At 62.0% G+C, this 22024-nt stretch carries 16 protein-coding genes and 6 pseudogenes; 19 read left to right on the top strand and 3 right to left on the bottom strand.

Annotation, left to right across the window (positions count from 1 at the left end):
- Positions 1 to 13: 13 nt before the first annotated feature.
- The 3 genes from AB4M76_RS17680 to AB4M76_RS17670 all read left to right on the top strand — a co-directional run bounded on the left by AB4M76_RS17680 (position 14) and on the right by AB4M76_RS17670 (position 2029).
- On the top strand, positions 14 to 601 hold the full coding sequence (locus AB4M76_RS17680; protein WP_368443346.1) for a L,D-transpeptidase: 588 nt from the start codon (positions 14 to 16) through the stop codon (positions 599 to 601).
- A gap of 100 nt (positions 602 to 701) precedes the next feature.
- Positions 702 to 1406 (top strand): CoA transferase subunit A, encoded by a 705-nt coding sequence (locus AB4M76_RS17675; protein ID WP_368443344.1) that lies wholly within the window; start codon positions 702 to 704, stop codon positions 1404 to 1406.
- Positions 1406 to 2029 (top strand): CoA transferase subunit B, encoded by a 624-nt coding sequence (locus AB4M76_RS17670; RefSeq protein ID WP_174859917.1) that lies wholly within the window; start codon positions 1406 to 1408, stop codon positions 2027 to 2029. The genes AB4M76_RS17675 and AB4M76_RS17670 overlap by 1 nt, the downstream gene beginning before the upstream one ends.
- A gap of 73 nt (positions 2030 to 2102) precedes the next feature.
- Here AB4M76_RS17670 and AB4M76_RS17665 read toward each other — a convergent pair whose 3' ends face one another.
- Positions 2103 to 2936: a lytic transglycosylase domain-containing protein gene (locus AB4M76_RS17665; protein WP_368443341.1), complete on the bottom strand. Its 834-nt coding sequence runs from the start codon at positions 2934 to 2936 to the stop codon at positions 2103 to 2105.
- 362 nt (positions 2937 to 3298) lie between these two features.
- Here AB4M76_RS17665 and AB4M76_RS17660 point away from each other — a divergent pair, with 362 nt between their 5' ends.
- The 16 genes and pseudogenes from AB4M76_RS17660 (at position 3299) to AB4M76_RS17585 (ending at position 19367) form a co-directional block, all read left to right on the top strand.
- On the top strand, positions 3299 to 3481 hold the full coding sequence (locus tag AB4M76_RS17660) for a Flp family type IVb pilin (RefSeq protein WP_368443339.1): 183 nt from the start codon (positions 3299 to 3301) through the stop codon (positions 3479 to 3481).
- Positions 3482 to 3600: 119 nt separating this feature from the next.
- The gene (locus AB4M76_RS17655; protein ID WP_368443337.1) at positions 3601 to 3768 is read left to right on the top strand and encodes a hypothetical protein; all 168 of its coding nucleotides are present in this window, start codon (positions 3601 to 3603) and stop codon (positions 3766 to 3768) included.
- A 144-nt stretch (positions 3769 to 3912) separates the two neighbouring features.
- Entirely contained in the window at positions 3913 to 4773 is an 861-nt protein-coding gene (gene cpaB / locus AB4M76_RS17650) for a Flp pilus assembly protein CpaB (protein ID WP_368443335.1), read from the top strand.
- 205 nt (positions 4774 to 4978) lie between these two features.
- Complete coding sequence (locus AB4M76_RS17645; protein WP_368443333.1) at positions 4979 to 6415, top strand: type II and III secretion system protein family protein; 1437 nt, start codon at positions 4979 to 4981, stop codon at positions 6413 to 6415.
- A complete protein-coding gene (locus AB4M76_RS17640) occupies positions 6402 to 7097 on the top strand; it encodes an OmpA family protein (protein ID WP_368443331.1) in 696 nt (231 codons plus the stop codon). Before AB4M76_RS17645 ends, AB4M76_RS17640 begins: the two co-directional genes overlap by 14 nt.
- Before the next feature lie 301 nt (positions 7098 to 7398).
- Positions 7399 to 8643: a CpaE family protein gene (locus tag AB4M76_RS17635; protein WP_368443329.1), complete on the top strand. Its 1245-nt coding sequence runs from the start codon at positions 7399 to 7401 to the stop codon at positions 8641 to 8643.
- A 23-nt stretch (positions 8644 to 8666) separates the two neighbouring features.
- Positions 8667 to 10133, top strand: coding sequence for a CpaF family protein (locus AB4M76_RS17630; protein ID WP_368443327.1), 1467 nt, complete (start codon positions 8667 to 8669; stop codon positions 10131 to 10133).
- Positions 10134 to 10144: 11 nt separating this feature from the next.
- Positions 10145 to 11107 (top strand): type II secretion system F family protein, encoded by a 963-nt coding sequence (locus AB4M76_RS17625; protein ID WP_368443325.1) that lies wholly within the window; start codon positions 10145 to 10147, stop codon positions 11105 to 11107.
- Between the two features lie 10 nt (positions 11108 to 11117).
- Positions 11118 to 12095, top strand: coding sequence for a type II secretion system F family protein (locus AB4M76_RS17620; protein WP_368443323.1), 978 nt, complete (start codon positions 11118 to 11120; stop codon positions 12093 to 12095).
- A complete protein-coding gene (locus AB4M76_RS17615; RefSeq protein WP_368443321.1) occupies positions 12095 to 12694 on the top strand; it encodes a tetratricopeptide repeat protein in 600 nt (199 codons plus the stop codon). The genes AB4M76_RS17620 and AB4M76_RS17615 overlap by 1 nt, the downstream gene beginning before the upstream one ends.
- A 29-nt stretch (positions 12695 to 12723) precedes the next feature.
- Positions 12724 to 13577, top strand: a pseudogene (locus AB4M76_RS17610) (tetratricopeptide repeat protein).
- Between the two features lie 3 nt (positions 13578 to 13580).
- Positions 13581 to 14075 (top strand): prepilin peptidase, encoded by a 495-nt coding sequence (locus AB4M76_RS17605; RefSeq protein ID WP_368443319.1) that lies wholly within the window; start codon positions 13581 to 13583, stop codon positions 14073 to 14075.
- 118 nt (positions 14076 to 14193) lie between these two features.
- A pseudogene (locus AB4M76_RS17600) lies at positions 14194 to 15497 on the top strand (ATPase).
- A 52-nt stretch (positions 15498 to 15549) separates the two neighbouring features.
- Positions 15550 to 17949 (top strand): annotated as a pseudogene (locus tag AB4M76_RS17595) (ligase-associated DNA damage response DEXH box helicase); the annotation flags it as partial.
- 328 nt (positions 17950 to 18277) lie between these two features.
- Positions 18278 to 18946, top strand: a pseudogene (gene pdeM / locus AB4M76_RS17590) (ligase-associated DNA damage response endonuclease PdeM).
- Positions 18946 to 19367, top strand: a pseudogene (locus tag AB4M76_RS17585) (PaaI family thioesterase). The pseudogenes pdeM and AB4M76_RS17585 overlap by 1 nt, the downstream one beginning before the upstream one ends.
- On the opposite strand, the pseudogene folD reads toward AB4M76_RS17585, so the two are convergent.
- Positions 19364 to 20255 (bottom strand): annotated as a pseudogene (gene folD, locus AB4M76_RS17580) (bifunctional methylenetetrahydrofolate dehydrogenase/methenyltetrahydrofolate cyclohydrolase FolD). The pseudogenes AB4M76_RS17585 and folD sit on opposite strands and share 4 nt — an antisense overlap.
- Before the next feature lie 75 nt (positions 20256 to 20330).
- Complete coding sequence (locus tag AB4M76_RS17575) at positions 20331 to 22007, bottom strand: formate--tetrahydrofolate ligase (protein WP_368443317.1); 1677 nt, start codon at positions 22005 to 22007, stop codon at positions 20331 to 20333.
- Positions 22008 to 22024 lie beyond the last annotated feature (17 nt).

The raw sequence follows: 22024 nt of genomic DNA, 5'->3' as shown, positions 1-22024 counted from the left end.
GAAAGGCAGTAACATGTCAGGCATGAAGTTTACCCGGCGTCGCGTGCTCGTAACCAGCGGCGCGGCGCTGATGACCCCGTCGATCCTGAGCGCACAGGAAGTGGGCCAAGCCGCCCGCGAACTCTCCAATGAACCGCCCGTGTCGCGCAACGCGTCGAGCTTCTCGACGCAGCGCTGGCAGGATCACTTTGACAGCCTCGGCAAAGGCGCCATTGTCGCCGACACCACCAGCCGCGCGCTGCATTACTGGAGCGCGGATGGCCAGACCTATAAGGTCTACCCCACTTCCGTCCCCGCCACCGAAGAGCTCACCAAACGCGGCTATACCGAGATTGTGCGCAAGAAAGTCGGGCCGGACTGGACCCCCACCGCCTCGATGATGGAACGCTTCCCGCATTACAAATACATGCCGCCCGGCCCCGACAACCCGCTCGGCACCCATGCGATGTACCTCAGCTGGCCCGCCTATATCATCCATGGCACCCATGACACGCGCAAGATCGGGCGGCGGTCCTCGGACGGCTGCATCGGGCTTTACAATGAAAAGATCGAAGAGCTTTTCGGCATGTGTCCGATTGGCACCCAGGTCCGCATTATTTGACCGTGTGCGGGGGTGGCCTTCCCTTGCGTAGCTCCACGTAATTGACACTGCGGCAGTGCAGCGTCACATATGGCGCAACGTAACCAAGGAGAGGTCGCCCGTGAAGAAAATCTATGGATCTGCCGCCGAAGCGCTGGAAGGCGTATTGACGGATGGCATGCTGATCGCCGCCGGGGGCTTTGGCCTCTGCGGCATTCCTGAGTTGCTCTTGCAGGCAATCAAGGAGAACGGGGCCAAAGACCTCACCTTTGCCTCCAACAACGCGGGCGTTGATGATTTCGGCATCGGCATTCTGCTGCAATCGCGGCAGGTGAAGAAAATGATCTCTTCCTATGTCGGTGAAAACGCCGAGTTCATGCGCCAGTATCTGAGCGGTGAGCTGGAGCTGGAGTTCAACCCCCAAGGCACTTTGGCCGAGCGCATGCGCGCCGGCGGCGCGGGCATCCCGGGCTTCTATACCAAGACCGGCGTCGGCACCCAGATCGCCGAGGGCAAGGAAGTGAAACAGTTTGGCGGTGAGGATTACATTCTCGAAGAGGGCATCTTTGCCGATCTCAGCATCGTGAAAGCCTGGAAAGCCGACGACACCGGCAACCTCGTCTTCCGCAAGACCGCGCGCAACTTCAACCCGCCCGCGGCCATGTGCGGCAAAATCTGCATCGTCGAGGTCGAAGAGATCGTCCCCCGCGGCAGCCTTGACCCCGACCACATCCACCTGCCGGGCATCTATGTGCATCGCATCATCCAAGGCGAGCATGAGAAACGCATCGAAAAGGTCACGACACGCAAGCGGGAGGACGCATAATGCCTTGGGATAGAGATCAAATGGCGGCGCGGGCCGCGGAGGAACTCGAAGACGGCATGTATGTGAACCTCGGCATCGGTATTCCGACGCTGGTGGCGAACTACGTCGGCGACAAGGACATCACGCTTCAGTCCGAAAACGGCATGTTGGGCATGGGCCCCTTCCCTTACGAGGGCGAGGAAGACCCCGACCTCATCAACGCTGGCAAACAGACCATCACCGAACTCAGCCGCACCGCCTATTTCGACAGCGCCATGTCCTTTGGCATGATCCGCGGCGGCAAGATCGCGGCGGCGATCCTTGGTGCCATGGAAGTGGCCGAGAACGGCGATCTGGCGAACTGGATGATTCCCGGCAAGCTGGTCAAGGGCATGGGCGGCGCGATGGATCTCGTCGCCGGCGTGCGCAAGGTCATCGTCGTGATGGACCACCAGAACAAGGCCGGTGAGTCGAAGCTGCTGAAAGAATGCACCCTGCCGCTGACCGGCAAAGGCGTGGTCGACCGGATCATCACCAACCTTGGCGTGCTGGATGTGGTCGAAGGCGGGCTCAAAATCGTCGAATGCGCCGATGGCGTCACCGAAGACGAGCTGCGCGCGGCCACTGAAGCCACGATCGTCTAAACAAGAACCTCCCCCGCCCCCCCTTTTGGGGTCCGGGGGAGGGAACCCCCGGCGGCCCGCCGCAAACGCCCGGTCAGTGCATCGCCGCGAAAACGCAGCCATCGCTGATCAACTCGGGCGGTGTTTTGCAAAGCCCTTTCGCCACCTGAAACGCCGCCAGCACCTTGGGCACATATTCCCGCGTCTCGGCAAAGGGCGGCACCCCCGCATGTTTGCGCACCGCCCCCTCACCCGCGTTATAGCCCGCCAGCACCAGAATCGGATCACGGTCGAACTCGCCCATCAACCAGTCGAGATATTTGACCCCGCCGGTGATATTCTCGCCCGCGATCATACTGTCGGCCACGCCAAATCGGGCGGCGGTGGCGGGCATCAGTTGCATCAACCCCTGCGCCCCCGCCCGGCTCACCGCCTCGGGCCGGCCCGAGGATTCGACGCTGATCACCGCCAAGACCAAAGCCGGCGACACCTGCGTGCCGACCGTGGCGCGCAGAATGTCGATCCCGTTCTGCCCAGCAATGTCCTGCATATGCTGCAACCGGGGAGACGGCACGCGCGCCCCTGCCCCGGCCAAAGCCGCCAAGGCCGGCGCAAGCCTGCCCGCCCCGGCGCGGTCTGCGGCGGGGGATATCTTCTCCCAGAACCAATCGAACTGCCCCGCCGCCAAAGGCGCAATCGCCCCCGAAGGGCTTGCGACCACCGCGGGCCCAGTCTCGACTGCAGCCGCCGCTGAGGCGCGGGCCGCCGGATCGATCTGAACCGTGATGCGTTTGGCACCCTTTTTGGGGGGTGCCACCCGTTTGGCGGAGAACTCGGGAAAGGGTTTCGGCCCCTCAGCCCATGAAACACGGGGAAAAGGCGCCGCGCAGAGCGCCGCGATCAGTGTGAATGCGAATACTCGATACATCTGCCTGCTCAATCCAACGTCTGATGCGTTTTCTGGGTCCAATATTCCACGAAACGGAGAATCGGGCCAGCCATTGTGGCGCCAGATCATGGCGGTTTCGCCCTATTTGGCCCAAAAGCGGCAGGGCAACAGGGTTGGAACGCTGGCTTCGATCTAGTTTTTCGTATGTTTTCTGCAGGTTAAAGAAAGTTCCGCAAAAACCGTGGCGTAAACGAAAAAGTCACATTTGCCGCCAAATTCGCGCCCCATTCCCAAGGCTATATAGGGTCATACCAAGTCGGACAGCTTCGAATGAGAGACCGGGGCAGACAAGACGGCGCGGTTGAAGACTTTAAATTGAGTGATCCTTGGAGGGACATGACATGATGAACTTTATCAAAAACTTCCGTAAAGACGAAGACGGTGCTGTGACAGTTGACTGGGTCGTTCTGACCGCTGCAATCGTTGGCCTGGCTGTGGCAGCATTCACAACAATCGACACGAATACCGACGCCCTGATTGGTCAGATTGAGGGCGACCTTGCTGGCGCAAAACGGGCGGAGTAAGAGCACCGAAGCGACCATCTCTTCTGTATTGAGAATGCTTATCTATGAAGCCGCCTCCCTATGTGGGGGGCGGCCCCCTAGACTAGCGCGATGCAGCAGGACCTAATGGATATATTTCTATGCGCCGGATCTTTAAAAAATTCGCAGATGATCAGAGTGGCGCAGTAACCGTCGATTGGGTCATCTTAACCGCCTCGATAATCGGCTTGACGGTCATCCTCGCGGGCATCGTGACAGACAGCGTCGACGACGTTGTTGCATATATCTTGATAAAGCTTGCCAGCTAATCGCAAGCCCCCCCCCGGGAGCGCAGCGCTGCAACACTCCTTCGCATCGCCCCCATACCGACTAAATCTCGTCACATTTAACTGCTAGATAGCTTGCTGACAAAGACGGGCCCAGCCCCGCTTCCATAGCAAAGAGGTAACAACATGCGAGCCGTATTCGGACTGGTCCTTTTGGTAGGTATCGCACTTGCCGGTGGGGCCGTATATTTGGCGCAAGACCAGATCGCTCAATATCAGGCGGCTAACGCGCAAGCCCAAGCCGCACTCGCGCAGGTTGTGCCGACGAAAACCGTTTGGGTCGCAGACAAGCCGCTGAAATACGGCCAACCGCTGACCCGCGAGGACGTGCGTGAGGTCAAATGGCCAGAGGACGCGATCCCTGAGGGCAGTTTCCTAGCGGAGACCGAGCTCTTTCCCGAAAACACCCGCGAGCAGCGCGTAGTGTTGCGCAATATCGAGAAAGACGAAGCGATTCTGGCCGTCAAAGTCACCAAGCCTGGTGAGGATTCGGGCCTGACATCGCGTCTGGCTCGCGGCATGCGCGCCTTTACCATCAAGGTCGATGTGTCCTCCGGTGTGTCCGGCTTCTTGCGCCCGGGGGACAAGGTCGATGTCTATTGGACTGGCCGCGTCAATCTGGATGGTCAATCCAGCAATGGGGACGTCACCAAACTGATCGAACCCGCCGTGCCGCTGATTGCCATCGACCAGAGCGCCGACGCGCTGGTGATGGAGGAAGCCTCAATCGCCAAGACCGTGACCGTGGCTGTGAACCCTCAGCAGGTTGCCGCTTTGGCACAGGCGCAGTCGACCGGCAAACTGTCCCTCTCGCTGGTGGGGGTGAATGACGACACCGTGGCCGAGGCCATCGAAGTCGACCAGCGCTCGCTTTTGGGGATCGAGGCACAGGAGACCATTGCCGAGATCGCCAAAGAGAAAGTCTGCACAATCCGCACCCGTCGTGGCGCCGAAGTTGTGCAGATCCCAATTCCCTGCACGAACTAACATGATAACAAGCGCTTAATATGCCTTTACCAAAGCGCCGCAGCCTCCTGCGGCGTTTTGCGTTTCGCGCCGCTGTTGCCAATAGCCCACATGCACTGCACCGGCGAAGCGCTTGATTCTTGCAATAAAATTGGAATTGCCTCAGAGTGCCCGGAACGAAGGGCGCAAAGACCCATCCCGAGGCGTGATCAAAAAGGCAGGTCACATGAAAATCGACAGATTTCTGAAAGCAACTCTTATCGGGCTGACATTGGGCGCCATGCCATTGGCCATGAGCCTGCCCAGCATGGCGAGCGCAGATACGCTGCGGGTGGTCAAACGGGGCACGACCTCAACGCTCGACGTGCCGATGAACCGCGCGGTGGTGGTGGAAAGCGACATTCCCTTCGCAGAGCTGAGCATCGCCAACCCCGGCATCGCTGACATCTCTTCGCTGTCAGACCGCACCATCTATGTCTTGGGAAAATCCCCCGGTTTAACGACCCTGACGCTTTTGGATGCGGCGGGCCAGTTGATCACCAATGTCGATGTGCGCGTTGCGGCCGACGTGTCGGAGTTCAAGGAACGCCTGCGGCAGATCCTGCCGGGGGAGAGGATCGAAGTGCGCACCGCCAATGACGGTATCGTGCTGTCGGGGGTTGTCTCCTCGACCCAGCGGTTGCAGCGGGCGCTGGATCTGGCCGAACGCTATGCGCCCGAACGGGTCAGCAATTTGATGAGCGTCGGCGGCATTCAACAGGTGATGATGAAGGTGCGCTTTGCCGAGATGCAGCGCAATGTATCGAAATCGCTTGGCTCGTCGCTGGCGTTGAACGGCTCCATCGGCGGCACCGGGATCAATGGCGGGACCGGCACGACGAACACCTCTGGCAGCGTTGGCAATTCGCTCGGCGGCACGATCCCCTCTGTCAACCAGAACGCCGGCGCGGTGCTGTTTGGCTTTAACGCAGGCTCCACACAGGTCGGTATCCTGCTCGAAGCGCTTGAGGCGAAAGGCGTTGTCCGTTTCCTTGCCGAGCCCAATCTGGTTGCCCTCTCGGGGCAAGAGGCGAAATTCCTAGCCGGCGGTGAATACCCGGTGCCGGTGGCGCAATCGGGCGATCGCATTTCGGTCGAGTTCAAACCCTTCGGTGTCGAACTGGCCTTTGTGCCCCGCGTTGTCGACAAGGAGCTGATCAATCTTGAGATGAACGCCGCCGTCTCGGCGATTGACCCGACCAACAGCATCGCTCTGGGCAATGGGGTCGAAGTCTCGGCCTTTACCCGCCGCGAAACCTCCACCACCGTCGAGATGCGGGACGGGGAGAGCTTTGCCATTGCGGGCCTGCTGACGGATGATTTCACCGACAATTCGCGGCAACTGCCGTGGATCGGCGATGTGCCGGTGCTGGGCGCGCTGTTCCGCTCGGCGGATTATCAGCGCAGCCAGACCGAGCTTGTCATCATCGTGACCGCCCATCTGGTCAGCCCGACACGGGGCGAAGCCCTTGTCTTGCCCACCGACCGTATCAGACCGCCCAGCGAAAAAGACCTGTTCTTGCACGGCCGCACCGCCGCAGACACCCGCACGCCGCGCAAAGGGGCGGCAGGCGAAGTCGCCAAGCAGGATTTTCAAGGCTCCTATGGCTATGTACTGGATTGATCCGATGACACCTATGACAGCCAGACCGATCAAACTGATCGCCAGCGCCGCCGCTTTGGTCGGGATCACCGCCTGCGCCCCCACCAATGACCCGGTCTATACCCAGTTTCACCGCGAAGCGGGTTCGATTGTCGACACCGGTCAGTTTGGCAATGCCACGCTGCACAACCGGCAGGTGCTGACTGGTGAAAAGCGGGTGACCTATGACATGGCGAACCGTTTCGCCAGCGAAGTGCGCTCGACCGTGACCTTTGCGTTCAATTCCGCCCGGCTTGACGGCACGGCGCAGGCCATTCTGCGCCAGCAGGCCGATTGGATACGGCAATTCCCCGAAATACGGTTCCGGGTCTACGGCCATACCGATCTGGTCGGCTCCAACGCCTATAACCGCGCGCTTGGGCTGCGCCGCGCGCAGGCGGTGGTGTCTTACCTCAGCACATTGGGCATTTCCCGCAGCCGACTTGAAGCGGTGGTCTCTTTTGGCGAAACCCAGCCTTTGATCGTGACGCAGGGTCGCGAGCGGCGCAACCGGCGCACGGTGACAGAGGTCAGCGGTTTTGTGCAGGGCCATTCGCAGTTGCTGGATGGCAAATACGCCGAAGTCATCTACCGCGAATATGTGGCCAGCGCCGTGCCGGCATCGACGCTCAGCAGCATGGCGACCGATGCCGGTGGTGAGTAACCGGCCGCGCCAGAACAGCTAGACCATGCCCCGCGCCCGCCTTCGGGCGGCGGGGTTTTTCATGCAGCCCCCTGCCCCGGGGCGGCATGTCCAATCGCCCGCGAACGCCGGGATCGTTTCACAATACCCAACAATAGAAACTTTTTAGCCCCAATCTCGCCCCAGTTGGCTGTGATATTCGCTCCAGTAGGACAATTGTGCCCGGTCAAAGCGCCCGGCACGGGCAAGGCCCAAGGTCGACAAGACGACAGAACGTCGTCACGGCCTGAGGTTAAGCCATTGATGTAAAGGACAAAAGGTCATGAGCAGCAGTATGCCCCAGCCCGAAGCAGCGCCAATTGTCGCCTGTACCATCAGCCGCGATGTGCAAAACTTCGACCTGTTAATTGAAGATATGGAATCGACCCTCGGCGAAAGCTGGGGTGATCTTGGCTTTGCCGAAGCGCTGGCCTTCTTTGGTCAACCCGAAGCCGAAGCGATGGAATTCGTGGCACTGGCCATGGATGAGACCGACGAAGACAACCTCGTCTTGATGGGGGAGATCATCTCTCAGGCCAAGGCGCGCGACATTTCGGTCATCTTGATCGCCGAAGACGTCACCCCCGCCGCCCTGCATTCGCTCTTGCGTCAGGGCGCCGATGAATTCGTCCCCTACCCGCTGCCCGAAGGCGAGCTGGCCCAGGCCATCATCCGCCTGCGCGATGGCAGCAGCGCCGCCGCGCCGGAACCGGCAGAGGCCAGCGGCCCGCAGTTGAAAGCAGGCGCGCAGAAGGACGGTGCCCTGATCGTGGTGCATGGTCTGGCCGGCGGCACCGGTGCCACGACATTGGCGGTCAATCTGGCTTGGGAGCTCTCCATGGCGGATAAGAAGAACCCGCCATCGGTCTGTTTGCTGGACCTTGATCTGCAATATGGATCGGTCGCCACCTACCTTGATCTGCAACGCCGCGAGGCGGTCTATGAGATGCTCTCGGACACCGAATCGATGGATGAGGAAATCTTTGGCCAAGCGTTGCAGACCTTTGGGGACAAGCTGCAGGTGCTGACCGCGCCTTCCGAGATGCTGCCGCTTGATCTGATCACCAATGAGGATGTCGAGCGCATCCTGAGCATGGCCTGCAACCAGTTCGACTATGTCATCGTCGACATGCCTTCGACGTTGGTGCAATGGTCCGAGACCGTGCTGACCCATGCCCATATCTATTTCGCGACCTTGGAGTTGGACATGCGTTCGGCCCAGAACGCCCTGCGCTTCAAACGTGCGCTGCAATCCGAAGAGCTGCCGGTGGAAAAGCTGCGCTATGTGATGAACCGTGCGCCCAAATTCACCGATCTCAGCGGCAAGAGCCGGGTCAAGCGGATGGCCGAATCGCTGAGCATTTCGATTGACCTGCAACTGCCCGATGGGGGCAAGCCGGTGACACAGGCCAATGACCACGGCCAGCCGCTCGCCAGTTCCGCCGCCAAAAGCCCGTTGCGGCGCGAGATCGCCAAATTGGCCAGTTCCATCCACGACCTCAAGGGCGATCAGGCCCAAGCGGCCTGAGCCTCTAGCGAAAGTACGTAGCGATGTTTTCCAAGTACAAGAAACCCACCGCCACCGCGCCCAAGGCGGCCCCCGCGACGCCTGCAAAGGCGGCAAAGGTTGTCGAAGCCGCGCCGATCGCGGCAGCGCCCGCCCCCGCTGCGGCCGCCAAACCGGCCACCATGCGCCGCGCGCTGAAACCCGCCGCCGCGGCCCCGGTGGACCGCGAGGTCAAGCGCAAGCAACGCATGAGCGAGATCAAACTCGAACTGCACCGCGCGCTTTTGGACAACCTCAACCTCGCCGCGCTGGAACATGCGAGTGAGGCGGACCTGCGGCAGGAAATTAACGACATCGCGGTCGAAATCCTGTCGGAAAAAAGCATCGTGCTGAACCGCGAAGACCGGATGACGCTGAACTCCGAGCTTTATGACGAGGTCACCGGCCTCGGCCCGCTGGAGACGCTGCTGAAGGACGAGACGGTCAACGATATTCTGGTCAACGGCCCGCAGCAGATTTTCGTCGAACGCGACGGCAAACTGCAACTGACCGATGTGACCTTCAAAGATGAAAAGCACCTGTTGCGGATCATCGACAAGATCGTCTCTGCCGTGGGCCGCCGGGTGGATGAAAGCAATCCTTACGTCGACGCCCGCCTCAAGGATGGCTCGCGGTTCAACGCCATGGTGCCGCCGGTGGCGGTCGATGGCTCCTTGGTCTCCATTCGGAAGTTCAAGAAAGACAAGCTCGGCATTGACGATCTGGTCAACTTCGGCGCCTTTTCCGAAGAGATGGCGGCCTATCTTCAGGCCGCCGTGGCGACCCGGCTCAACATCATCGTCTCGGGCGGGACCGGCTCGGGCAAGACCACCACGCTCAACGCGCTGTCGTCTTTCATCGACAATGCCGAACGCATTCTGACCATCGAAGACACCGCCGAACTGCAACTGCAACAGACCCATGTGGGCCGGATGGAGAGCCGCCCGCCCAACGTCGAAGGCAAGGGCGAGGTTTCGCCCCGCGACTGTCTGAAAAACGCCCTGCGGATGCGCCCCGACCGGATCATCGTGGGCGAAACCCGTGGCGAGGAAGTCATCGACATGCTGCAGGCCATGAACACCGGCCACGACGGCTCCATGACCACGATCCACGCCAACTCTGCCCGCGATGGGATCAGCCGTCTGGAAAACATGATCGCCATGGCCGGGATCGAAATGCCGCTCAAAGCCGTGCGCAGCCAGATTTCTTCGGCGGTGAACCTCATCGTGCAGGCCTCGCGTCTGCAAGACGGCTCGCGCCGCATGACCTCGATCACCGAGATCACGGGGATGGAGGGCGAGGTTATCTCGATGCAGGAAATCTTTCGCTACCAGCGCGTGGGCCTGACGCCCGAGAACAAGATCATCGGCCATTTCACCGCCACCGGCGTGCGCAGCCATTTCGCCGAACGCTTCCGCATGTGGGGCTATGACCTGCCCTCCTCCATCTACGAACCCGTCGCGGCCCAGTAAGGAACGATCCCATGAGTGCCGAACCTATTATCTACGGTCTGATCTTTATCGGCGTGCTGGTGCTGGTCGAAGGCCTGTATCTTGTCGCTTTTGGCAAATCCATCAGCCTCAACAGCCGGGTGAACCGTCGGCTTGAAATGTTGGAAAAAGGCGCGCGGCGCGAAGAGGTGCTCGACAAGCTGCGCAAGGAAATGCAGCAGCATATGAAGGCGCGGTCGATCCCGCTTTATTCACTGCTCTCGGACAAGGCGCAGAAGGCGGCGATTGCCTTCACCCCGAAACAGCTTTTGTTGATCATGGCGGGTCTCTCGGCGCTGGCGTTCCTCGGGCTGACCATCGGCACGCAGAGCAGCGCCCCGGTGCGCCTGCTTCTGGCGATCTTCATGGGGGTCGGCGCGGTGTTCTTTTGGGTTTCCCATAAGGCCGGCAAGCGGATGGCGCTGATCGAAGAGCAACTGCCCGACGCGGTGGAGCTTATGGTGCGCAGCCTGCGGGTGGGGCATCCTTTCTCCAGCGCGATTTCCATCGTGTCGAAAGAAATCCAAGACCCGCTGGCCTCGGAATTCGGCGTGATCTCGGATGAATCCGCCTATGGCCGCGACGTGGGCGAAGCGCTCAAGGACATGGCGGAACGGCTCGACATGCAAGACCTGCGCTTTCTCGCGGTGGCGGTGACCATTCAACAGCAATCCGGCGGTAACCTGGCGGAGATCCTCGCCGGGCTGGCCAAGGTGATCCGCGCCCGCTTCCGGCTGTTCCGCCGGGTCAAGGCGATCACGGCCGAGGCGAAATGGTCGGGCAAATTCCTCTCGGCCTTCCCGCTGGTGGCGCTGGTTGTGATCAATCTGGCCGATCCGCATTACTATGATGAAGTGCGCGACCATGCGCTGTTCATTCCCGCCTGTTTCGCCGTGGGCATTTTTCTGGCGCTGAACCTTTTCGTGATGCGCATTCTGACCAACATCAAAGTCTGAGGGATCGGCCATGGAACTTTTCGATCAGATCAACGACCGCCTGAGCGACACCCTCGGCCCGATGGGGCTTATCATCATCATCGGCGTGCTGGGTCTGGCGCTTGTCGCAATCACCATCGTGCTGATGCTGCGCCAGCCCGAAGACCCGCTGGCCAAATTGAAACGCACCTCCTCTGCGCCTACGGGCGAAGCCTCGCGCCAGCAGTTGCGGCAATCGGATCAGAACGCGCAGCTGCAGAAATTCGCGAAATTCCTTGAGCCGGAGGACGGCGCCGAGCTGAGCGCGAAACAGTTGATGCTGCGACAGGCGGGCTATCAGTCCCGCGATGCGGTGCGCCTCTACTACTTCGCCCAATTCGCACTTGGCATGCTCGGTCTGATCGGCGGCATGGTCTATATGAATTTCCTCGGCGGCAGCGCCGGCATGACGACGCAGAAAACCATGATGTACACCATCGGCCCCGGTGCGATCGGCTATTACCTTCCGAAATACTGGGTGCGCCGCCGCGTCGATGCCCGCAAGGAGGAAATCACCCAAGGTTTCCCCGATGCGCTCGACATGATGCTGGTCTGCGTCGAGGCCGGGCAGTCGCTCGATCAATGTATCGTCCGCGTGGCCAAGGAACTGCGCGCCTCCTACCGCGCCCTCAGCGAAGAGTTTGAGATCGTCGCCTATGAGATGAAAGCTGGCAAGGATAAGATCTCCGTGCTCAACGACATGGCCGAACGCTGCGGCGTGCAGGATGTGTCCTCCTTTGTGACCGTGCTGATCCAATCCGCGGCCTTTGGCACCTCCATCGCAGATGCGCTGCGGGTCTATGCCGGCGAGATGCGTGACAAACGGGTGATGCGGGCCGAAGAAGCGGCAAACAAGTTGCCAACCAAGATGACCCTTGCCACTATGGGCCTGACTGTGCCACCGCTCCTGATCATTCTGGTCGGCCCGTCGGTGCATGGCATTACGGAACTGGGCAAAATGGGAAACTGATGGATCGCTCATACCGGCGCGGCAGGGCCCGCGCCGCCCTCACCGGGGCTCTCTCTGCCCTCTTGCTGGCCGCCTGTTCCCCGGGCGGCTTTTCCGCCTTCGGCGCGGATGACAGGCCGCAGGGGGTCTATGCCCCCGGCGTCGACCAAAAGGCCGAGGCCGTCGACGGGCTCGAAGTCGGCCATCGGCTGATCGCGGCGGGGGAATATGAACTGGCGATCAAATCCTTCAACCGTGCCGCTTTGGAACATGGGCTGAACGGCGAGATCCTCTCGGCCCTCGGAAGCGCCAATCTGGGGCTGGGCCGATTGGGCCAGGCCGAAACCCTGCTGCGCCGCGCGGTGAAACAGGACGCGGAAGAACCCGAGGTCTGGAACAACCTCGGCGTGGTGCTGATGGAACGCGGCGAGACGGCGGAGGCCGAACAGATCTTCCGTAAGGCCTATGCGCTCGATAATGGCGAAAGTGACGCAATCCGGGACAATCTGCGCTTGGCACTCGCAAAAACTGAAAATTCTGTTATGACAGAAGTCAATGAAGATAATTACAAATTGGTGCGGCGCGGCAGCGGGGACTACCTGATCCGCCCGACATCATGACCAAGGCAGAGCAGTAAAAAGGACGCAAAATGCGCCATCCCATTCTTCTGGCCGTCTGCACGGCAGGCGTCACCGCTGTGGCAGGCTGCGGTGAGAAAGATGCAAACGCCACCGTTGAACGCGCCTTCAAGGACGTCAATGTGGTGGATGAGACCAACCTTTCCGATGTCATGCTGACCGTGGCCGACCCCAATGAGGCGGTGAGCTACTTCGCACGCTCTGTCAAGGAAGACCCCGACCGCATGCGACCACCAGCGCGGGCTGGCCACCTCCCTCGCCCGGGCCAAGCGCCGGACCGAGGCGGTGAGCGCCTGGGAAAAAGGTCACCAAAATGCAGGGCGCCACGCCCGATGACAATGTGGAACTGGCCGACGCGCTGATCCGTGCCGGCGACTGGGCACGGGCCGAGACGGTGCTCAACAGCATCCCCCCCACCCATGAAACCTTTGCCCGCTACCGGCTGGAGGCGATGGTGGCCGACAGCAAAGAACAGTGGCACCGCGCCGACAGTTTCTATGAAATCGCCGTTGGCCTGACCACCACCCCTGCGGCCGTGATGAACAACTGGGGCTATTCCAAGCTCACCCGTGGCGACTACCCGGAGGCGGAGCGGCTCTTTGCCGAGGCGATCCGTCAGGACAACACGCTTTTTACCGCCAAGAACAACCTTGTCATGGCCCGCGCGGCGCAGCGTGACTACACCCTGCCGGTGATGCCGATGGAGCAATCCGAGCGCGCGCAGCTGCTGCATACGATGGCGCTTTCGGCGATCAAACGCGGCGATGTGGCCACCGGCAAAGGGCTGCTGCAAGAGGCGATCGACACGCATCCCCAGCATTTTGAGGCCGCCGTGCGCTCGCTGCGCGCGTTGGAAGCCGGCTGAGCCATGGCGATCTCGGCCACGGTGGCGCTGTGGTTCCTGCCTTTCGTGCTGCCTCTCTGTCTCTATGTCGCATTCACCGACATGAAACAGATGCGCATCACCAATCAGGCAGTGGTCCTCTTGGGGCTTATCTTTCTGGTGCTGGGCCTCTTCGTCCTGCCCTTTGAAACCTATCTCTGGCGGCTGATGAGCCTGATCATCGTGCTCGCCCTCGGCATCCTGCTGAATGCCGCAGGCGTGATGGGCGCGGGCGATGCGAAATTCGCCGCCGCCGCCGCCCCCTATGTCGCGCTTGGCGATCTGCGCCTGCTGATGGCGCTTTTCATGGCGGTGCTTCTTGCCGCCGCCGCCACCCACCGCGCGGTGAAATATTCCCCCCTGCGCCGCCTCGCGCCCGAATGGCAAAGCTGGCAGGAGACCAAGAAATTTCCCATGGGCCTCGCCCTTGGCACGGCGCTGGCGCTCTATCTGATCCTCGGGGCGCTCTACGGCCGTTAAGACAAAATTTACCCCGTCCGCTGACGCCCCCGTTGTTTCCACATTCACGCCATATTCAACCGCTATGTCTCAGGCTCATCGCGCCGCAGCCCCTGTCTGTTTTGCAAGGAACCCGCTCATGAATGTCTCATCCAACACCGTCCTTGCGCCGCCACCGCCCAAGCGGCTGGAAGACATGAAGCTGCCGGTCGTGATGATGCGCGACATTCTGTTAAAGACGATCTTCCGCAAGAATATCGAGATGGTGAGCGATCTGGCAAAGGCGCTTTGCCTGCCGGTGCAGGTGACACAGGAGATGATCGACCACGCCCGCGGCCAGCGTCTGATCGAGGCCACCGGCACGCTGAATGCCCATAACGGCAACGAACTGGGCTATCAGCTCACCGATGGCGGCAAGGCCCGGGCCCTGGACGCTTTGGCGCAGTCGGAATATTTCGGCGCCATGCCGGTGCCGCTAGAGGTCTACCGCGAACAGGTCAAACGCCAGTCGGTGCGCAACCTGCAGATCACCCGCGCCCAGCTGACCGAGGCCATGGGCCATCTGGTCCTGCCCGACAGCCTGCTCGACCACCTGGGCCCCGCGGTTTCCGCCGGGCGCTCGATCCTGATGTACGGCCCCCCCGGCAACGGCAAATCGAGCATTTCCAACGGCATCCGCGACGCGCTTGGCGACAGGGTCTATGTCCCCCGCGCCATCGAATACGCGGGGCAGGTCATCACCGTCTACGACCCGATCGTGCATTCCGCCGCCGAAGCCGAGGTCCAGGACCCGACCTCCCTGCGCCGCGTCACGCGCTTTGACAGCCGCTATGTCTGCTGCGAACGCCCCACGGTGATCACCGGCGGCGAGTTGACGCTCGACATGCTCGATCTGGTCTATAATCCCACCGCGCGCACCTATCAGGCCCCGCTGCAACTCAAGGCCACCGGCGGTATCTTCATCGTCGACGACCTTGGCCGCCAGCAGGAACCGCCGCAGAGCATCATCAACCGCTGGATTGTCCCGCTGGAAGAAAACAAGGACATTCTCGCCCTGCAATCGGGGGAGAAATTCGAGGTGCCCTTCGACACGCTGGTGATCTTCTCGACCAACTTTCACCGAACGAGATCTTCGATCAGCCGCCCTGCGCCGATCTTCTTCAAGATCAAGATCGACGGGCCGGACCAGCAGAACTTCCTCAAGATCTTTGCCATGGTGCCAAGAAACGCGGCATGGCGCTAGGATGAGGCCACGCTGGTGCATCTGCTCAAGGTCAAATACCCCGCCATCGACAATGTCTATGCCAACTACCAGCCGGTGTTTCTGATCGACCAGATGATCGCGATCTGCGAGTTTGAAGGCTGCCCTATCAGATGAGCCCGGATCTGGTGGACCGTGCCTGGGCCAATATGTTCGTCAAGGACGAGGTCATCGTAAAGTAAACCCCCGCGTTTTGGGGCTGGCAGCGCAGGCCCCAAAGACTACATCACTGACATGCGCGCCCTCCCCCCCAAATTCGCCGATTGGTTCGCCCAGAATGGCTGGTCCCTGCACCCGCACCAGCAAGAGATGCTGGACCGGGCCGAGGCCCCGCCCTCTTGCTCATCGCCCCCACCGGCGGCGGCAAGACGCTCGCGGGTTTCCTGCCCACGCTGGTCGATCTCGCCGAGGCACCGCATGAGGGGATGCACACGCTCTACATCTCACCGCTGAAAGCGCTTGCTGCGGATATCAAACGCAACCTCACCCGCCCGGTGGAGGAGATGCACCTGCCGATCCGCATCGAAGATCGCACCGGCGACACCTCGCAATCGCGCCGCCGCCGCCAGCGCGCCGACCCGCCGCATATCCTGCTGACCACCCCGAAAGCCTCGCGCTGCTGACCTCTTACGAGGACGCCGCCCGCACCTTTCGCGGGCTGAAACGGGTGGTGATCGACGAAATCCACGCGCTCGCCGAAAGCAAACGCGGCGATCAGCTGGTGCTGGCGCTGACCCGGCTGCAAGCGCTCTGCCCCGATCTGAAACGGGTGGGCCTCTCGGCCACCGTCGAAGACCCCGCCGCCATCGCCCCATCTCATGGCCCGCCACCCCGATCCCTGCGAAGTGCTGCTGGCCGACCCCGGCCCGCCCCGGACATCCAGATGCTGCGCACCGAAGAAGCCCCGCCATGGGCCGGGGCGGCGCGGCCTATGCGATCCCCGCCGTGCTCGATCAGGTGCGCCGGCACAAGACCACGCTGATCTTTCACAACACCCGCGCTCAGGCCGAGATCTTCTTTCACAATCTCTGGCTCGCCAATGAAGACGCCCTGCCCATCGCCATCCACCACGGCAGTCTTGACCGCGCACAGCGCGAGAATGTCGAAGCGGCCATGGTGCGCGGCGACCTCAAAGCCATCGTCTGCACCGGCACGCTGGACCTCGGCATCGACTGGGGCGATGTGGACCTGATCATCCAGATCGGCGCGCCGAAAAACGTCAAACGGCTGGTGCAACGCATTGCCGCGCCAACCACCGCTACAAACGCCCCCTCAAAGGCGCTGCTGGTGCCCGCCAACCGCTTTGAGGTGGTCGAATGTGTCGCCGCCCTCGAAGCCGTGCTGGAGGGCGCGCTCGACGGGGACCCCCGCGGCCCCGGTCCTCGCGACGTGCTCTGCCAACATATCCTCATCACCGCCTGCGCGGGTCCCTTCGACGCCGACGCCCTGTTCGGCAGATCCGCTCTGCTGGCGCCTATGCCGCCCTCTCCCGCGCCGCCTTCGACGCCTGCCTCGATTTCTGCGCCACCGGCGGCTACGCCCTGCGCGCCTATGACCGCTGGCAGCGGCTGCTGCAACGGCCGACGGCATGTGGCACTGCGCGACCCGCGCAGCGCCCAACGCATCCGCATGAATATCGGCACGATTCAGGACACCGACAAACTCAAGGTGCGCATGCAGCGCAAACGGGGTGGCAAACCCTTGGGCGAAATCGAAGAAGGCTTCGCCGCGACCCTGACCAAAGGCGACACATTCCTCATCGGCGGCCAGATCGTGCGCTACGAAGGGCTGCGCGAAACCGTTGTCGAAGTCAGCCGCAACGCCGCGAAAAAACCCAAAGTCGCCACCTTCGGCGGCACCAAATTCGCGACCTCGACCCAACTCTCGGCGCGCGTGCAACAGATGTTCACCCAAGAAAGCTGGCCCGAACTGCCCCCCACACCGCCGATTGGCTGGCCCTGCAACGCGAGGTCAGCCAGCTGCCGCAGCCGGGTGAAATGCTGGTCGAAAGCTGCCCCCATGACGGCGCCGAACAAACCGTCTTTTACGGGTTCGCCGGGCGCAACGGGCAGCAAACACTCGGGCTCTTGCTCACCAAACGCATGGAAGATCTGGGCCTGCGCCGCTCGGCTTTGTCGCTACCGACTATGCCACACTGATCTGGGCCTGGACGCGGTGGATGACCCCGCCCCGCTGGTCGATCCGGCCGCCCTGCATGATGGTCTCGACAGTTGGCTCGCCGGCAATGCGGTGATGAAACGCACCTTTCGCGCCGCCGCGACGATCGCCGGGCTCATCGAACGCAACAGCCCACAGGCGCGCAAATCCGGGCGGCAGGCGACCTTCTCCAGCGACATCCTCTATGACACGCTGCTGCGCTATGAGCCGGACCACCTGATGCTCGACATCACCCGCGAAGAAGCGCTGCGCGGGCTGGTCGACTTTGGCCGGATCGAAGAGATGCTCGCCCGCATCGCCGGGCGCATCGAACACCGCCGCCTGCCCCGGGTCAGCCCCCTTGCCGCGCCGCTGCTGCTGGAAGCAGGCCGCGTCCCGGTCGAAGGTGCGGCGCAGGAACGGATGCTGGCGGAAGAGGCCGCGCGGTTGATGGAAGCCTCGGGGCTCGCGCAGCTGACCCCGCCGCCTTCGAACATCCCCGGCGGCGGCAGGTCTCCTGAACACCGGTCGTGCGCGGGCGGATCTGTCGTGCAGCGGTATTTGAAAAAGGATGAAGAGGATTAAGAGTTTTTTAACCCAACGGACGCATTCTATCTCGGCGGTACAGGCTGCGGAGCCGATGACCGCAAGGATGAAGGCGCGTCTCATGTGGGGCAGCAATCCGGTCATGGGGCGCGCTTTCTACCCTTCATCCTTTCTTAAATACCGCTGCGCTCCCCTCACCGCCTGCGCGACGCTGTTTTGACCCCTTGCCAAATCAGCCGCAATTGCAGATGAACAAAGGATGAACGGACTCGACTTTTCATTCGCCGGCGCGGCGCTGACGGCGCTTGGCTCCGGCGCGCTTTGGTGGCCCGCCAAGGCATGCTCTGCGTCAGTGATTTACATCTGGGCAAGTCTGAGCGCATTGCCGGCGCGGCGGGGCGGCCCTCCCCCCCTATGAGACCCGCGATACGCTGACCGCCTTGCCGCCGATCTGGCGGCGACCGAGCCGCGCCATGTGGTCTGCCTGGGCGACAGTTTTGACGATCTCGGCGCGGCGCAGGCCCTGCAGGAACCGGAACGGCTGTGGATTCTGCGCCTGCAGGCCGGGCGGCGGTGGGACTGGATCGAGGGCAACCATGACCCGGGCCCGGTGGGTCTGGGCGGCGCGCATCTGGCGGAACTGCAGCTTGGCCCGCTTACCTTTCGGCATATCGCGGACCCTGCGCAACGCGCCGAGGTGTCGGGCCATTATCATCCCAAAGCCTCGGTCTATACCCGCAAGCGCAGCATTTCACGGCCCGCCTTTCTGTTTGACAGCGATCGGCTGATCCTGCCGGCCTATGGCACCTATACCGGGGGGCTGCGCAGCGGGTCGGACACGCTTTGCAATCTGATGCAGCCGAATGCCTGTGCGATCTTGACCGGGCCGCAGCCGGTGGCCATTCCTATGCCGCGAAAGGCCAGTTGATGAATGAAATGGAAAAACGCATTCGCGCGCGGTTTGACGCGCAGACGATGATGCAGACCTTCGGCGCCGAAGTGGTCGAGGTCGGCGAAGGGCTAGTTCAGATCGCCGCGCCGGTCTTGCCCTTGGCCTGCCAGCAACAGGGGTTTGGCCATGCCGGGCTTTACCTTTTCGCTTGGCGATACGGCGGCGGGTTTTGCTGCGCTGACGATGATGCCACCTGAGATGGACGTGGTTACATCGGAGATCAAGATCAACCTCTTGGCCCCGGCCCGCGGTGATCGGCTGGTGGCCACCGGCCGGGTGGTCAAACCCGGGCGGCGGCTTTGTGTTGGTCACCGCAGAGGTGCAGGCAATCACCGGGGGCGAGGCCAAGTTGATCGCCATTTTGCAAGGCACGATGGTGCCGGTGAACCCGGCCTAGGCGGTCAGCCCTTCGGGTTCGTCCAACCCGTTGGCGCGGCAGCAGGCGGTGACCGTAATTGGCCAGCAAACAGGCGATGGTCATCGGGCCGACCCCGCCCGGCACCGGGGTGATGGCGCCGGCGCGGTCTTTTGCGCTGTCGAAATCGACGTCCCCGACCAATTTGGTCTTCTCGCCGATCTCGATCCGGTTGATGCCCACGTCGATCACGGTGGCGCCTTGCTTGATCCAGTCGCCGGGCACCATTTCGGGCCGGCCGACAGCGGCCACCACGATGTCCGCCCGGCGCACGACATCGGGCAGGTCGCGGGTGCGGCTATGGGCCATTGTCACGGTGCAGCTGTCGCCCAGCAGCAGTTGCGCCATGGGTTTGCCGACGATGTTGGAGCGCCCGATCACCACCGCCTCCATCCCCGAGAGATCGCCGTGATGCGCGCGCAGCATCATCAGGCAGCCGAGCGGCGTGCAGGGCACCATGCTTTTCTGCCCGGTCCCCAACAGCCCCACGTTGGAGATGTGGAATCCGTCCACATCCTTGGCTGGCGAGACCGCGTTCACCACCCGTTTCTCATCCATATGCTCTGGCAGCGGCAGTTGCACGAGAATGCCGTGGATTTCGGGATCACTGTTCAGATCGTCAATCAGCTTGAGCAGCGTCTCCTGATCCACGGTCGCCGGCAGCTTGTGTTCGACGGATTTCATCCCCACTTCGCGGGTCATCTTGCCCTTGGAGCGGACGTAGACCTGGCTGGCCGGGTCTTCGCCGACCAGCACCACCGCAAGGCCGGGGGTGAGCCCGTGATCGGCCTTTAGCCGGGCGACATGGCCAGCCACCTTTTCGCGAACTTCGGCCGCAAAGGCTTTACCGTCGATGATTGTTGCTGCCATATCCGTCTCTCTTTCGCCAGTGCTGAGGTTGAACAGGCCCTACATCACCGCGCCAGAGCCTGTTTGCAACCCGTCTTAGAACAGCCCTTCGACATCGCCATCGGCATTGAGCTTGATCGCCTCGGCCGAGGGCACACGCGGCAGGCCCGGCATGGTCATGATCTCGCCGCAGATCACCACGACGAACCCCGCCCCCGCCGAGAGCCGCACTTCGCGCACCGGGACCGAAAAATCCCGTGGCGCGCCGCGCAGCTCGGGGTCGGTGGAGAAACTATATTGGGTTTTGGCCATGCAGACCGGCAGATCGCCGTAGCCTTGGTCCTCCCAATCCTTCAGCTGGGTGCGGATTTTCTGGTCGGCCAGCACTTCGTCGGCGCGGTAGATGCGTTTGGCGATGGTTTCGATCTTGCGGAAAAGCGGCATGTCATCGGGGTAGATCGGCGCGAAATTGGCGCTGTCGCCATCCGCGATCTCGGCGACGCGCGTGGCCAGATCGGCAGCCCCTTCGGAGCCCAGCTCCCAATGGCGCGACAGAATCGCCTCGGCCCCCTGCTCGGCCACGAAGTCTTTCACCGCCTGCACCTCGGCTTCGGTATCGGTGACGAAGTGGTTGATCGCCACGACCACCGGCACGCCGAAGGATTTGACGTTTTCGATATGCTGGCCAAGGTTGGCGCAGCCCTTTTGCACGGCCGCGACATTCTCGGCCCCCAGATCGGCTTTGGCCACGCCGCCGTTCATCTTCATCGCCCGCACGGTGGCGACCACGACGACGACGGACGGCGCAAGCCCCGCCTTGCGGCATTTGATGTTCATGAATTTTTCGGCACCGAGGTCCGCGCCAAAGCCGGCTTCGGTCACCACGTAGTCAGCCAGTTTCAGCGCCGTGGTCGTGGCGATGACCGAGTTGCAGCCATGGGCGATATTGGCGAAAGGGCCGCCGTGCACGAAGGCGGGGTTGTTCTCAAGCGTTTGCACGAGGTTCGGCTGCATCGCGTCTTTCAGCAGCACCGTCATCGCGCCATCAGCCTTGATATCGCGGGCAAAGATCGGGCTGCGGTCGCGGCGGTAGGCGACGATCATCGCGCCCAAGCGTTCTTGCAGGTCGCTGAGATCTCTGGCGAGGCAGAGGATCGCCATGACCTCGGAGGCCACGGTGATGTCAAACCCCGTCTCGCGCGGGAAACCGTTCGGCACGCCGCCCAGAGACGCCGTGATCTGCCGCAGGGCGCGGTCGTTCATATCGACCACGCGGCGCCAGACGACGCGGCGGGTGTCGATTTCCAACTCGTTGCCCCAGTAGATATGGTTGTCGATCATCGCCGCCAGCAGGTTGTGGGCCGAGGTAATGGCGTGGAAATCGCCGGTGAAATGCAGGTTCATCTCTTCCATCGGCACCACTTGGGCATAGCCGCCGCCGGCGGCCCCGCCCTTCATGCCGAAATTCGGCCCAAGGGAGGCTTCGCGGATACAGACCGCCGCCTTTTTGCCGATGCGGTTCAGCCCATCGCCCAGCCCCACGGTGGTGGTGGTCTTGCCTTCGCCCGCCGGGGTGGGGTTGATCGCGGTGACGAGGATCAGCTTGCCATCCGGGCGATCCTGCACAGAATCGATGAAGCTTTGGCTGATCTTCGCCTTGTCATGGCCATAGGGCAGCAGGTCATCGCTGGAGAGCCCCAACTTCTCACCGATCTTTTGAATAGGGCGTTTTGCCGCTTCTCGCGCGATCTGAATGTCGGATTTAAAAGCCATGAGATTCCCCTGTTGCC

The sequence above is a fragment of the Sulfitobacter sp. PS-8MA genome (assembly GCF_040933935.1).
Taxonomy (GTDB): Bacteria; Pseudomonadota; Alphaproteobacteria; order Rhodobacterales; family Rhodobacteraceae; genus Sulfitobacter.
Note: the sequence above shows the minus strand (reverse complement) of the source record. Positions and strands in the feature narration are given on the sequence as shown.